Origin of the sequence: Mesorhizobium sp. M0816 (assembly GCF_040320005.1) — a bacterium.
Taxonomy (GTDB): domain Bacteria; phylum Pseudomonadota; class Alphaproteobacteria; order Rhizobiales; family Rhizobiaceae; genus Mesorhizobium.
Genome location: NZ_JAMYOT010000067.1, coordinates 1 through 13,514, shown reverse-complemented (window position 1 = coordinate 13,514; position 13,514 = coordinate 1). Strand labels below are relative to the sequence as shown.

The window sequence follows — 13,514 nt, the reverse complement described above, 5'->3', positions numbered from 1 at the left end:
GCGCTGGTTTTGACCGGATGGTCGCCGAGGTCTGCCTTGGCAAGGTGGGGGCGGTAGCGGCACGCGAGGTATCGCGTTTTGCCCGCAACAGCCGCGATTGGCATCGTAAACCTAAAGAGCGCGAGGCGGTCGTAGCCCGCTTGCCCCACGACGGTTCATGCCCGAGCGATTTTTGCCCACAGGTTCATTGCCTGTGAACGCAGTTCGCGATGATGGCTGGAGGAGATTTCGTGGCGGGGGATGTGGAACAGGTTGGCAACCGGATCATGAGTGGAGACGAAGCGCTGCAAATGGCGTTGTGACTTGAAGCGTTTCATGATCCGTTCCCGTCGCCGGACTGGCTGATGGGAATTCTCCGCCCGATTGTTCAAGCCTTTATGCGAACGGTGATCGACACCCGGCATGATCTCTCGCTTTGCAGCGTCGTAAGACCGAAGCTTGTCGGTGATCATCACGCGCGGCGCGCGGCCTTGGCCCTTCAACAGCTTGCGCATCAGACGCTTGGCCGCCTTGGCATTGCGACGACTTTGCACCAGAACCTCCAGGACGAAACCGTCCTGATCGACGGCGCGCCAGAGACAGTGCTTCTTGCCGCGGATCGAAACGACGGCCTCGTCGAGATGCCACTTGTCACCCAGCCGACCCGCTGAGCGGCGGCGGATCTCGCTGGCAAAGGCCCGCCCGAATTTCTCTGCCCAAAGCCGGACTGTCTGATGCGAGACAATAATCCCTCGTGCCGCCAGCAAGTCCTCGACCATTCGCAACACGGAAATAGAGCCAGACAGCATGGGCGATGATCTCGGCGGGAAAACGGTGGCGGCGCTAGAGTGGGTCACGCTCTGTCATAGCCCGTCATCGCACATCGGTATCCAAGCTTCGTTAAGTTGACGATGCCTGTCTATCGGCCTGCGCGAATGGGCGCATTCCCCAATCCCTCAAAATGATGAGAATTGGTCTAAGCTCCTGATAACGTGACATCGCCGGTGGAAGTGTTGCCGGCATTTGGTCCAAAGATCAGAGCTCACGTCCTTCCTCCTGACGAGAACGTTCATCCAGCCCCCTGGTGGTGTAGAGGTTGCTGCTGTTCAGAGTGCACGGATTTAAATTATGGCGCTCCTGGGCGATAGCGGCAGACATGCCGGCGCCGATGTCGCGTTTCAAGGCCTGCTCTTTGATACGGTCCCGCGTGTCCTGATTGTCCACGCCATGGCGCTCGAAGGCGATACGGGCAACCACGCCGGCGTTGATGGCGCGCACTGCGGCGAGCTCTTTGAGCGTGTTCTTCGCGACCGGATCGTTCAGACCATTGCGCTCGATAGCATTACCGGCAACCACGCCACCCTTGATGTCGCTCTCCGCGCCATACCATTTGATACGGTCCTGCGTGAGTGGATTGTGCACGTCGTTGCGCCCGATAGCGGTACCGGCAACTATGCCAACCTTGATGTCGCGCACCGCGGCGCGCAATTCGATACGGTCCCGCGCATGCGGATCGTTCACGCCATTGCGCTCGATAGCAGCACCGGCAACCATGCCAACCTCGATGTCGCGCACTGCGGCGTGCTCTTTTAGCGTGTTCTTCGCGACGGGATCGTCCACGCCATTGCGCTCGATAGCGGTACCGGCAACCACGCCAGCCATGATGTCGCGCATCGCGGCGTACTCTTTGATCTTGTTCTTCGCGACTGGATCGTCCACGCCATTGCGCTCGATAACGGTACCGGCAACTATCTCGGGATCGGCGTTGATATCGCGCATCGCGGCTTGCAGCCTACCCGCGGAGCCTAGGTTCCTGATGCGCCGTCCTGTTGCCAAAAAGAAGCCACGAATTGCGCGTGTCGCAACTTTTCCGGCGGCAACAAGGGGATGGGGCTTGACGACTGTACCGGCAACCATGTTGATGTCGCGCATCGCGGCGTGCTCTTTGAGCATGTTCTGCGCGACCGGATCGTCCACGTCATGGCGCTCAATGACGGCATGGGGATCCATTCCGGCATTGATGTCGCGCAACGCAGCGTGCTCTTTGAGCATGTTCTGCGCGACCGGATCGTCCACGTCATGGCGCTCAATGGCGGCAGGGGGATTCATTCCGGCATTGATGTCGCGCTCCGCGGCTAACTTTTTGATACGGTACTTCGTGGCCAGACCGTCCACGTCATGATAGATGATGATGTCATTTGCAGTTCTAGTCCCAGCTGAATTACCCGCGTCAATTATGGCCTCTTTGAAACGAGCGGATCGTGTTTCCTCGCGAAACTCGCTATCAACAACTGCTCGGAACTTCTGATTGACATTGCGCAACGCATTGATGCTTCTCTGGGAAGCTGCGACGCTGTCGGCTTGCTTGACTGCCCGCTTGAATGTCTCTCTCAGCATATCATCTGGCAGATTGCCGATGTTGAGAGGGTCTGTTGCGCCGGACGAATCCACCATTTAAGTCTCCCGTCTGTTTCGATCAGCGGTCCGTAAATCTGTTCTGGCTTTACCCATTTAGAGTCGGATTCGAAAAGCGTTCAACGAAATCCATACCTTGCTAGTGGATTGATTGAGATGCAACTCATGTTGAATGCGTACAGGTATCACATTCGAGGTTTCGGCTGCCGACCCTGTTCGGCTGAACGCGATCGTTTCGGCAGGCAGCTCGCCACAAAAGCACGTGTGGCGGGCGAAGCTCATCTTGATGAGCGGCGAGGGTCTGGGAGCGGTCGCCATCATTGCGGGCATTCACCACCTCGCAAATCAAAGCGGACCCCGGTCCGCGGCGGAAACTTCAAATGTGATCCCTGTACGCATGCGTTATCGTCTCACACCCTATGCCGAAAAGGAATCCAAAATCGGACGCTTGTGTTTCGATCAATCCACTAGACAGGATCGGCCGATATGCCCGGCATCGCCGCTCTGCAAAGAGCACAGCGAGCATCCAGGGTTCTGTCGCAAACTTTTCGGAAAGGTCATTTGCTGCATGACGCTTGCTCTTTTTCCGGGAGTTTGTCATGTTCAAAGGCCGCCATTTTGATCGATCCGTGATCCTGCTGTGCGTTCGCTGGTATCTTGCCTACAATCTCAGCCTGCGCGATCTGGAAGAGATGATGGCCGAGCGCGGCATTCACGTCGACCACTGTCCACCGCTGGGTCGTGCATTTTTCGCCTCTGCTGCTTGAACGCTTCAACCGGCGCAAGCGGAGCGTCACTGGAAAATGGCACATGGACGAAACCTACATCAAGGTTCGAGGCCAATGGATGTAGATCGGTTCGCAGCCGGCCGAATGCTGTTCGAGCCCGCGCGCTTCTGTAGCTCGATTGTTAGCCTCCCGAGCCATTTGCAGTGCCCGAGTCTCGCAGCTTGTGCCCCATCCACGAATTGACTATTTTGCATGACTATGAGTGAGCATATGGCCTTGGTTCTGACGACAGTGAACGCGCCCTACAGCGAACAGCTCGACGGCGTGGCGCTGGCTCATTGTCTTTCGGATCTAGATCTGGCGAAGCAGTATCCTGGGCAGGTCAGTGCCTTCCTTGGAGAGGTGCCGTTCGAGCAGCAGATGGAGTTCGCCGCCGCGCACCAGATAGCGGTCGATGATCTGAAGGCTTTCGCTGCCCATTTCTCTGCCTGGTCCGGCGAGACCTATCAACTCGCTGCCTGATGATCGAGGTCCATAGCCGTCGACCGTCCGAATGGCGGCGGCTTTTCGCCATTGCTGCCGATCTGATCGACCAGCTCCGGGAGAAGGCCGGAGGTTTTGAATTCGAATGGTCGTTTGGCGGCGGCACGGCGATGATGATCCAGATCAACCATCGCGAAAGCCACGACGTCGATATCTTCCTCGACGACCCTCAGCTACTCGGCTTCATTGACCCGTCCAAGAGCCAACTGAGCTTCAGCACGGGTCCTGCCGCATATGACGGCGACGGGACGAGGTTTCAGAAATTCGCGTTCGAGGGCCTGGGCGAGATTGACTTCATCGTGGCCGGGGCCTTGACCGGTATACCTTTCGAAAAGCGAGAGGTAGAAGGTCGTTCGGTATGGCTTGAGACCATTCCCGAGATCATTGCCAAGAAGGTTTATTACCGAGGCGCGGAGGCCAGACCGCGGGACATCTTCGATATCGCAGCCGCCGCGCGATCGCATCGAGCCGGTGTTGTCGGTGCCCTCCGGGCATTTCCGGATCGTGTCGCTCGAACAAGGGAGCGGCTTGCAGAGCTGAATCCGGAGTTCGTCAGACGGACGATCGCACAGCTCATGATCATGCCAGACTACGAGGAGATGGCAGCTGATAGCCTTGCCATTGCAACAGCCCTGCTCGAAGAGGTGCTGTCGCCAGCGACATCATCCTGACCAACGCCGGCAGCCGGCGGAAGAGGGGGCCTCTCGCGATGCGCCCGAGCCTGATCCAGGTTTCGAGTGCCACGACGGGGCAGGAGAGGTCGCTGGAAGCCGCGGCCGACCTCGACCTCGCGCCAGCCGGTCTTGCAGCGCAGCGTCACCAGAACCCCCTTGTCGGAAAAAAATCTCGATCCAGCCGGCGCCGTCGCTCTTGTCGTCGCGGGCGACGTCGAGACCGACGATCCGAACGGCGCAACCCGCCCGAAAAACCCAGGAGCAGGATGGCGCGGTCCCGGAGGCCTCTCAAAGGCATCGTCAACTTAACGAAGCTTGGATACCGATGTGCGATGACGGGCTATGACAGAGCGTGACCCACTCTAGCGCCGCCACCGTTTTCCCGCCGAGATCATCGCCCATGCTGTCTGGCTCTATTTCCGTGTTGCGAATGGTCGAGGACTTGCTGGCGGCACGAGGGATTATTGTCTCGCATCAGACAGTCCGGCTTTGGGCAGAGAAATTCGGGCGGGCCTTTGCCAGCGAGATCCGCCGCCGCTCAGCGGGTCGGCTGGGTGACAAGTGGCATCTCGACGAGGCCGTCGTTTCGATCCGCGGCAAGAAGCACTGTCTCTGGCGCGCCGTCGTCATACTGCACCGCATGTGGGCCGACGCAACCGAGTTCCGCTTTGGAAAGGAGCCTGCCGCACTGGCATCGTGACCCGAGACAGATCAAAGGAGCAAGGAACACGAACAAAGCTTTCGCCCGAAAGGGCGTGCCCGGATCGTTCCGTGGGGACGATGGGCGAGGCGATCTCGTTGAGAGTCCTGAACCTGCCGAACCAAGGTTCGCAAGGTCGTGATCCAGATTGAGACGTCTCGCTCTCCTGACCCCATCATGCGGCGGCCCCAAGCGCCGACCGCGAAGAGTAGCGAGTGACCCGCGGAACGGTCCGAGAAAAAGTGCCAGGAGCACATTGACCACAACGACCCCAATCAGAGAGGACTCTTATGTCAGGCGTAAACCACTAGGTGCAAGGCCGAGCGAAGCCTTCGCCCCACAATCTCGTCGCGTAAATCTTTGAAAAACTCGAGAGGCCATGAATCTGCTTCCGATACAGGATGCTGTGTTGCAGATAATCACCCGTGCTCATGCGTCCTCTCCTTCACGTTGGCAGCAGGCCACGTCGACTGACGGAGATGCTCATCCAGCTGCGGCCAAGTGATGAACAAAGTTTGCCGCTCGACATAGTTCGGCAGTCGGCATAAACCGCAAGATGAACCAGGTCGATCCACACGCCTGGTCACCCAAACCGTTGACGCATCGCCGATGGCTGCGCAACTGCGACATCGATGCCCTCATGCCAGTGAGCAACCAGAGCTGAACGGCCGCTGCTCGCATACACCCCTTCCGCCGCGCTTGGGACTGCGCCAGGTGCTCTGGCCTGTGCGATCGCGTGATACGATGACCAATCCGCAGAGCCGGCAATCAGCCCCGCGATCAGAGAACTCCATATAAACGGTCAAGTTATGAAGGTAACGCGATATTGGTTCAGCTGGTCGCTCCTGGGTGTTAGGCATGGGCAGTAGAAACGCCGGAGTTTTCATCATGCATAGTATAGCATCACCCCGGCGACGCTTTGTAGAGGTTGGCCCTCCGGATGACGAAAACGCGGCTTTTCGGGCTCACTGAACCGCCCCGGGTTGATCGGAGGCTCCAACTCCTGAGAAGGTGGAGCCATGACAAGCAAGACGACCAACAAGTTCTCTCCCGAGGTCCGGACCCGCGCGGTTCGGCTGGTTTTGGATCACGAAGGCGAGCATACGTCGCGGTGGGCGGCGGTTTCATCGATCGCCGCCAAGATCGGCTGCACGGCGCAGACGCTGCATGAGTGGGTGAAGAAAGCCGAGCGTGGCAGCGGCGTGCGCGCCGGAGTTCCCACGGATGTTGCGACGAAACTGAAGGCTCTGGAACGCGAGAACCGCGAGCTTCGACAGGCCAATGAGATCCTGCGCAAGGCGAGCGCGTATTTTGCCCAGGCGGAGCTCGACCGCCGGTTCAGGCCATGATCGCGTTCATCGACGATCACCGGCAGGCGCATGGGGTCGAGCCGATTTGCAAGGTGCTGCCGATCGCCCCGTCGACCTACCACGACCATGTCGCGAAGCGGGCTGATCCCACCAGGCTATCGGCTCGCGCGAAATCCGACGCCGCCTTGAAGGACGAGGTCCGACGCGTGTTCGATGCGAATTTCCGCGTCTACGGCGTTCGCAAGGTCTGGCGGCAGTTACAGCGCGAGGGCTTCGATGTCGCCAGATGCACGGTGGCGCGGCTGATGCGGGTGATGGGTCTTGAGGGCATCATCCGCGGCAAGCCGATCCGCACCACGGTGAGCGACAAGGCTGCACCTTGCCCTCTCGACCACGTCAACCGCCAGTTCCATGCTCCGGCGCCGAACATGCTGTGGGTCTCCGACTTCACTTATGTCGCGACCTGGACCGGCTTCGTCTACGTGGCTTTCGTCATCGACACCTATGCCCGCCGGATCGTCGGCTGGCGGGTGAGCCGGACGGCGCATGCAGCCTTCGTTCTCGATGCCCTGGAACAGGCATTACACGATCGGCGGCCGATCCATCGCGGTGGGCTCGTGCACCATAGCGATAGAGGCAGCCAATACGTCAGCATTCGATACACCGAGCGCGTTTGAGCAAAGTGGCTGCCACTCGCCCGGTCGGGAAATCTAACAATGAAGCGGATATAGCGCGACCAACCGACCGAAGTCCCGAATAATTCAACTTGTGAGACAAGTGTCATCGCAAGTATGCAGCACTGCTAAGTACGAGTAATCATCAGTTATAAGGTTTGTCGGATAAACGTCAGTCCGTCTGGTTAGCAAATGAGGAGACGAGATCAGTATGATCACCGAGTTTTCAGCGAACGCGAGCCTGGATACCTTCATCGTACTTGCGAATCTGGCCCGGTTGAAGCAGTATCGGGCTAACCGCACTAATTCAATTTTACATCGTGATGAAGCCATCGCAGCCCGAGAACGGGCGGTCGGCTATACCGCGGAGTGCATTGCCGAACGGATGTTCAGTCGTGAACCGGCGGTCTTTTCTCCGGAGGTTCAGGCTCGTTTCAGCGCTGTCGGTCTGATCATTGATCGGCACATTGAGCCGGGCCGGCAGACACTCAATCGCCGCCGCGTGCTGATTGAGAAGGCCGAGAAATTTGCCCCCTCCTCTCCCTCTCACCAGGGGGGCTACCTGACTGATGACAATCAAGCAATCGCTGACCGATTGAATGCGGTTGGCAATTCTAAGGAGTTGCTTGGGTTCCTTCGGGCGCGAGAAGCAGGCGAGCGCCGGAGGCTACGCCCGAACATTCCATTCACGGCTGGGCAGGCTAGGGAGTTGACCGATGAGCTCGGGAATTTGTATGAGGAAATCAGAGAGCGCCTGCGCACGATAGACCACTTGTTCCATGACCGGTCGGAAGACGAGGTGGGGTGGCGGCTTGGGGAGATATATATCGAGCGCAACATCAGTTTGCTTTCTTCTCACCTGGAAAGGGCACAGCCGGATCGAACGCTCACGCGAGTCGACCGTGAGGCCCAGGAAAGGCGGGCGGACGAGGCGGAAAGAGCAAAACGCGCGTTTGAGGATGACCCGTTCTTCGAGTCGCTGTCTGCACCCTCGCCCCTAGCTGAATCCGACGGCTCAAGCAGCCGAACGGCCTCGCCTAGTAGAGACGAAACGTCTCCCGACGGCAATGCCTTTCCTGGAAGCCCGCATCGATCGAATGCGCGCAACCGCTCTTCTGGTCTATTCGACGCAGAGGACGATTACGGGCCGGTGCGGAAAAGGCGTGCAATCGGGGGAGTCCCCGAGACCCGAACTGCAACTAATCCTAGCGACGATTGGGTAAATGACGAGGAGAAGCTGGCTATTGATCCTCTGACAGCTAGCCCTCATCAGCCAGAAGGCACATCCTTGCAAGAATCCTCCTCCGCGCCGGAATCGAGCGCAGTGCATGATGGGAGCGGTGAATTGGAAGGCACTCGACGGGGCTTGCGGGAGCGTGAGCGAACCCGCGGCGCCGGACCAGATTATTGAACCTTATGGTGGCTCCACACGGCGCTGGAAAAGAAGGGAGTGATCATGTCGCGCCTTGACTCCGATGACAGGGAACCCGTGTCGATAAAGCGTGATCTTTCCGGTAGCGATCGTGCCCGGGGTCAAAACCGCCCAAAGATCTTTCGGGCCTATATTCACAAGTCCAGAGTTCATCAGATCCCGTAACGCCTAGCAGGCTGTTGAAGAAGTCAGGCGCGCACGCAGACGAAGCCTGAATCGTCGGCATTGTGGATGTAGTGGCCGACGAGGCGACCTGCGGTGCCGATCATCGCCCATCCGCGACCGCAAGCGGGATCGCTTTCGTCGTGACCCTCCCACGAGAATTCCGCGCAGGCCGAGCCGTCTCGCGCGCCGTAGCGGACATCAAGGAAGCCTTTGAGAGCACCGAAGCCGATCTCGCCGTCCGCCGCGCCTTTGAACGTCAGATGCGCCTCTTCGACGAGATCGAGGAAATCGTTGTCCCAGACATCCATTTCGACGATACGCCAGCGACCGGCAAAGGCCTTGGCGATGGCTGGAACCTTGGCCATGTCAGTTGGTCCCAGCGATGAGCTTCGGCAGCCGCACCAGATTGTAGGCAGCGGCAGCGAAGGTGAAGGCCCATCCGACGCGGTCGCGGCCGCGGAACTTGGTTTGGCGCTGACCGGCGACCGTCTTGATCCAGCCGAACGCTTCTTCAATGCGCTTGCGAATACGCTGACTGACAGCATAGCCGCTATGCCGGGTGGTGCGCCCGTCGATGGCCGAACTACGGCCGCTGGTGTTCTGCGCCACATGCGGCGTCACCTTCATCGAACGCAGTTCGTTGACGAAGTCCTCCGCATCGTAGGCCTTGTCGGCACCGAGCGTGATCGCCTGCGGTCGGTCGGCGCGAGGCTCGACCATGTGCAGTGCCGCCACCCGCTCGGCATGCCCGTCGGCCAACGTCAGGCAGGCTTCGACCAGCAGGCCGTGGCGGTTCTCCATCAGCCCATGTCCCATGAAGCACAGCTTGGCCTCCTTGCCCCGCCCCTTGCGGTAGAGCCTGGCGTCGGGATCGGTGGTCGAGGCATGCGTCTCGTTCGATCGCCTCTGGCCATGGAAATCCGCTTCGGTGTTGCGCCCGCCGCCTTGAGCCGGCGGCTCGCCATGACCACCGCTTGGGCCGTCCTTCGGCTTGACGCTCTTCATCGACGCCCAGGCCTCGATCAGCGTCCCGTCGACCGAGAAGTGATCCGTCGACAGAAGCCTCTTGACCTTGGGCTGCGCCAGCGCCGCGCTCAGGAACTTTGCAGCGATGTCGCCCTCCAGCAGCCGGTCACGGTTCTTGGAGAACACCGAATGATCCCAGGCTGCGTCGTCCACGCCGATGCCCACAAACCAGCGGAACAGGAGGTCGTATTCCAGCCGCTCCATCAAAAGCCGCTCCGAGCGGATCGAATAGAACGCCTGCAATAGCATTGCCCGCAGCAGCTTCTCCGGCGGGATCGACGGCCGTCCGATCGGCGAGTACAGCGCTGCGAACTCACGCTCCAGCGCCGACAGCGCCTCGCTCACGATTAACCGGATCGCCCGCAACGGATGATTGCGCCTCACCCGCGCCTCAAGGTCAACATAGCTGAACAGTTCGCCAGTTCGATCGTCGAGGAGTCCCTGCCGGGACCGACGCTGGTCCATTCCGTTAAGAGCGTTGCGCCACGAGTTTGCTCGGAGCGTGCGAGACATACATTGGAAGGACCATCCCGCGGAGCCCTATGATGCGGCGGCCCATGTCGACCGCGTAGACGACCGTGCTCCCGGCAAACAACCTCCCGCACCAAAAAGGCGCTTGCAAATCTCGCTATTAGACGACGGTCTAGCGATATTTACATTAGGATATTCACAGTAGAATATATCGAAAACGGAACAGGCCCACGGAACAGCGAGTACCACACATCACGGAACCCAGGGATCGCGAGGAGGCCAATACCTATCAAATCGATTGGTCTATATTAAAGACTCACTGCGTCATCTCTTTTCGATAATTTCTGTGCTCCCATTAAGACGTTAAATCGTGTTGTAAGAGCGTGATGGCAAATTGCCACAAGATTTGTATAAACAAAACAGCACGCTCATCGCTAAGTACATGCTTCGGTTGATTTAAAAGGACCGATTTTATTTACGACACATCATTACATAAAACCCATCGAATATGACGGTCTTTAATACGACGTTAAGAGCACACAGAACAAACAACAATACAAAAACAACAACGACACAGCACCACAAACAAACGCCGGTCCGATAGACGGAGGAGTTACACTGCGTGCCCCCATGCCACCACGTCCAACGGGGGGTGGGGTTTCGTTCACGAGAGCGACGGACCAGTCGAGCCCGAGGGGACTGCAGGTAGCCGGAGGGTCGTCCGGAGGTTGGGCCGAGCTCAGGCGAGTGAGGTCGCCAAAGTTCATATTTGCAAAGCAGTGCGGGCATTCTGCTCAGCCATATAGTAGTAGGTTAGGGAAACATTCTCTTTCGGAACGCTAATACGCAATGCGTACATAATCCTGCGGGATTCGATCAAGTTCATCAGCACGATAGAAAGAGAAAAGGGAAGAACCGTTTCGGCTTCTTGATTCTTTGGGCGAGGGTGACAGAAACACGACCTCGTATAAGGGAATGGACAACACTCTTTGCAGGCCACTGGGGTCATTCTTTCTCATTGGACCATGCTTTAGACGAGGACATTTGATGGCTTTTCGCAGAAGGCAAGAGGTTTTCGATTTCGGCCCGCTGTTAGCGTTCTGTGTAGTGAGGGACCAAATACTCACTCGCGCAGCGAACTAGAAAGTGACAGGGACCCGTTAATGCCGAAAGGGCCAGACTCGCGGGAGAGCACATTCTTGGTGGATGTAATCTTTAGTAAAGGCCGAAAGCGATCCGTGCCGCGTAAACCCGCATGCTATTTAAAGTCGTTACTTTATCTTTCGTCAATCACAACGCAACTAAACCTTCTCCATCATCTGCCGCCACCTTGCACCTTCGTTCACGATGTCTCTTCCTCCGTACGATCGCCCATGGTTCATTGCTCCCCACACCGACCCCGAAGACTTAGGAGAGCACATTCGGACCCAGACGAGCAAATACAATAATTTCATCAACAACGCCCTGTGTCCGAGCCAACGTGATTGGGCTAGAGCAGTCGCGGAAGCTCATGGGATTGACCCTGAACACGATGATGCGTGGATGGGGAAGACCGAGAAGGCCTACGACGACCTTCCAGAAGAAGTACTAGATGAATTCTATACTTATCCATGCCTCAATGACCCGACCAAGACCAACAACCTAGAGCGAATCATGACGGACCTCAACTCAGACGGCGCGCGCGAGGTGAGAAGGGTACTATACACCTATATGCCACTATTCTCGGCACAAGAATGCCGACGAAAGCGAAGCCTAAGTTACATTCCGGACTACATGCGCTTTGTCGACCATGATGACAGTGTCAAACTGCTCGTAGTGGATATTCCGCCGGAGGGTTATGATAGCAAGGATGACATAGTGCGCAAGTATCATGCTGTCGGATGCACGAAAGTCGAGAGGAGCGACATTGCAGGTTGCGTCGTCATTCCCGATGCCGAGTTTATCGTTTATGATGAAGATGACGACATTTTCAAACGGACGCGGTTCGGCTCATTTGACGTGGTGGCTGTCACGAAGGTGCTGCTTGACGACCGTTGAGTATCTCTCCAGGGATAGAGCGCTGGGCCCCACCAGATTTCGCCTTCTGTACGGATCGACGTTCCTGTTTGAGGGTCTGTCAGCTTCGCCGTATGGCGTTTTCAACATGTCCCCTGTGTGTGTTTTGCGACCACCTCTCGTCTTTATTGCACTGTATTCCAGTCATTTCTCTTTTGCAGATCTTGGTTCCAGGATAATGTCTGTATTGCTAATTATGTGTGCAGTCTGTCATGTGTGGTGTGAGTAAGCGTCGTGTCTAAAGGTGTGGATGTTGAGCGCTCGTGTCTATTGTATTGTCGCTCATGGTGTCTTCTTCGAAGGCGTGTCTCTTGCGATGTAACGTTATTTGAAATTCAATAAATCCGGGTTATTTGAACAATGTGATTTTTCTATCTTGCATAAGTTGTCTGCGTCAGCAGGCGCCAAATTTGGCGAAATCGCGGCGGCCCCTGTTACCTCAGAGTCCGTTTTGAAAATCACGGATGAGCGTTTCGGCGGATGAGATTGCCGCCCATTGCGACAAGGATCATGGCGTGGGAGACGTCGATGCGCTGCTCGTAGTCGCGCACGAGGCGGCACTATCGGGTCACCCAGCCGAAGGTCCGCTCGACGACCCGGCGGCTGGGGCAAGACTTCGAAGCCCTTCTGGGCGTCGGATCGACGGCTGATCTCGACCACGAAGTCGAGATAGGTGGCTTTGTCCATGAGCTTCAGCCGGTCATAAGCGCCGTCGGCGACGGGGTGGTGAGGTTGACCATGAACAGCCGCCCATCCGTATCGAGGGCAATGTGTCGCTTGCGGCCGAAGATCTTCTTGCCGGCCTCGTAACCCCTTGTTTCAGCTTGCGGAGCCTTGAACGACTGGCTGTCGATCACGCCAGCCGTGGGACGCCCAGCTCGCTCGCGATCCAGCATCAGCGCCACGTCGTGGATGGTCTGAAACAGAAAGCGCCGCGCCAATTCGCGGAACCAGCCGTAGACCGTCTGCCAGGGTCCGAAATGGATCGGCAGCATCCGCCAACTGCAACCGGAGCGGACCAGCTAGCGCACCGCGTTGACCACCTCACGGAAATCAATTTCGCGCGGACGCCCGCGACGCCCAGGCTTGGGCATCAGCGGGGCGAACTGCTCTCACTCCTCGTCCGTCGAATCAGACGGGTAGCGCTTGGTCTTCTTGGCAATCTGGGCCTTCCGGCCACGGCTCTGCTCTGTCCACATCCACAGCTTGAATAATAACCCAGCCTCAGACGGAACCCATAGCAAGCCGATTTTCAAAACAGATGGGGTGATTGGGGTCTCGGCCGACGCCGGAAGAGGGCGGCTGCTCCTGTCGTGATGTGAGAACGTGGTCGATGTGGAAT

At 57.8% G+C, this 13,514-nt stretch carries 7 protein-coding genes, 8 pseudogenes and 1 other annotated feature; of the genes and pseudogenes, 9 read left to right on the top strand and 6 right to left on the bottom strand.

The genetic code is table 11. The features are described from left to right. Positions 1 to 197: pseudogene (locus NKI17_RS37255) on the top strand (hypothetical protein); the annotation flags it as partial. Here NKI17_RS37255 and NKI17_RS36205 read toward each other — a convergent pair. After that, a pseudogene (locus NKI17_RS36205) lies at positions 156 to 798 on the bottom strand (IS6 family transposase). The pseudogenes NKI17_RS37255 and NKI17_RS36205 overlap by 42 nt on opposite strands. Positions 799 to 1,014: 216 nt before the next feature. Next, entirely contained in the window at positions 1,015 to 2,433 is a 1,419-nt protein-coding gene (locus NKI17_RS36200; RefSeq protein ID WP_352873903.1) for a hypothetical protein, read from the bottom strand. A 133-nt stretch (positions 2,434 to 2,566) separates the two neighbouring features. Here NKI17_RS36200 and NKI17_RS36195 point away from each other — a divergent pair. From NKI17_RS36195 to NKI17_RS36180, 4 genes and pseudogenes are all read left to right on the top strand, one after another. Further along, positions 2,567 to 2,716, top strand: a pseudogene (locus NKI17_RS36195) (IS630 family transposase); the annotation flags it as partial. Positions 2,717 to 2,993: 277 nt separating this feature from the next. Then, positions 2,994 to 3,240 (top strand): annotated as a pseudogene (locus NKI17_RS36190) (transposase family protein); the annotation flags it as partial. A gap of 152 nt (positions 3,241 to 3,392) precedes the next feature. Beyond that, positions 3,393 to 3,644 carry a hypothetical protein gene (locus tag NKI17_RS36185; protein WP_352873902.1) on the top strand — a complete coding sequence of 84 codons (252 nt, stop codon included), beginning with the start codon at positions 3,393 to 3,395 and terminating at the stop codon, positions 3,642 to 3,644. After that, positions 3,644 to 4,336 carry a nucleotidyl transferase AbiEii/AbiGii toxin family protein gene (locus NKI17_RS36180; protein ID WP_352873901.1) on the top strand — a complete coding sequence of 231 codons (693 nt, stop codon included), beginning with the start codon at positions 3,644 to 3,646 and terminating at the stop codon, positions 4,334 to 4,336. Before NKI17_RS36185 ends, NKI17_RS36180 begins: the two co-directional genes overlap by 1 nt. A 10-nt stretch (positions 4,337 to 4,346) precedes the next feature. On the opposite strand, the pseudogene NKI17_RS36175 reads toward NKI17_RS36180, so the two are convergent. Continuing rightward, positions 4,347 to 4,631: pseudogene (locus tag NKI17_RS36175) on the bottom strand (site-specific integrase); the annotation flags it as partial. A gap of 98 nt (positions 4,632 to 4,729) precedes the next feature. Here NKI17_RS36175 and NKI17_RS36170 point away from each other — a divergent pair. The 3 genes and pseudogenes from NKI17_RS36170 to NKI17_RS36160 all read left to right on the top strand — a co-directional run. Beyond that, positions 4,730 to 4,964 (top strand): annotated as a pseudogene (locus NKI17_RS36170) (IS6 family transposase); the annotation flags it as partial. A 1,094-nt stretch (positions 4,965 to 6,058) separates the two neighbouring features. Continuing rightward, positions 6,059 to 7,023 (top strand): annotated as a pseudogene (locus tag NKI17_RS36165) (IS3 family transposase); the annotation flags it as partial. Next, positions 6,343 to 6,459: a sequence feature (AL1L pseudoknot), on the top strand. Its footprint overlaps the pseudogene before it by 117 nt. Before the next feature lie 211 nt (positions 7,024 to 7,234). Further along, positions 7,235 to 8,434 carry a hypothetical protein gene (locus NKI17_RS36160; RefSeq protein WP_352873174.1) on the top strand — a complete coding sequence of 400 codons (1,200 nt, stop codon included), beginning with the start codon at positions 7,235 to 7,237 and terminating at the stop codon, positions 8,432 to 8,434. Between the two features lie 209 nt (positions 8,435 to 8,643). Here the strand turns inward: NKI17_RS36160 and NKI17_RS36155 are convergent, their stop codons facing one another. Together NKI17_RS36155 and NKI17_RS36150 are read right to left on the bottom strand one after the other, a co-directional pair. Next, entirely contained in the window at positions 8,644 to 8,985 is a 342-nt protein-coding gene (locus NKI17_RS36155; RefSeq protein ID WP_352907873.1) for a hypothetical protein, read from the bottom strand. Between the two features lies 1 nt (position 8,986). Then, complete coding sequence (locus tag NKI17_RS36150; RefSeq protein ID WP_352907872.1) at positions 8,987 to 10,111, bottom strand: IS5 family transposase; 1,125 nt, start codon at positions 10,109 to 10,111, stop codon at positions 8,987 to 8,989. Between the two features lie 1,353 nt (positions 10,112 to 11,464). On the opposite strand from NKI17_RS36150, the gene NKI17_RS36145 reads away from it, so the two are divergent. Next, on the top strand, positions 11,465 to 12,154 hold the full coding sequence (locus NKI17_RS36145) for a RolB family protein (protein WP_352873170.1): 690 nt from the start codon (positions 11,465 to 11,467) through the stop codon (positions 12,152 to 12,154). Between the two features lie 476 nt (positions 12,155 to 12,630). Here the strand turns inward: NKI17_RS36145 and NKI17_RS36140 are convergent. Beyond that, a pseudogene (locus NKI17_RS36140) lies at positions 12,631 to 13,371 on the bottom strand (transposase). Positions 13,372 to 13,514: the final 143 nt, after the last annotated feature.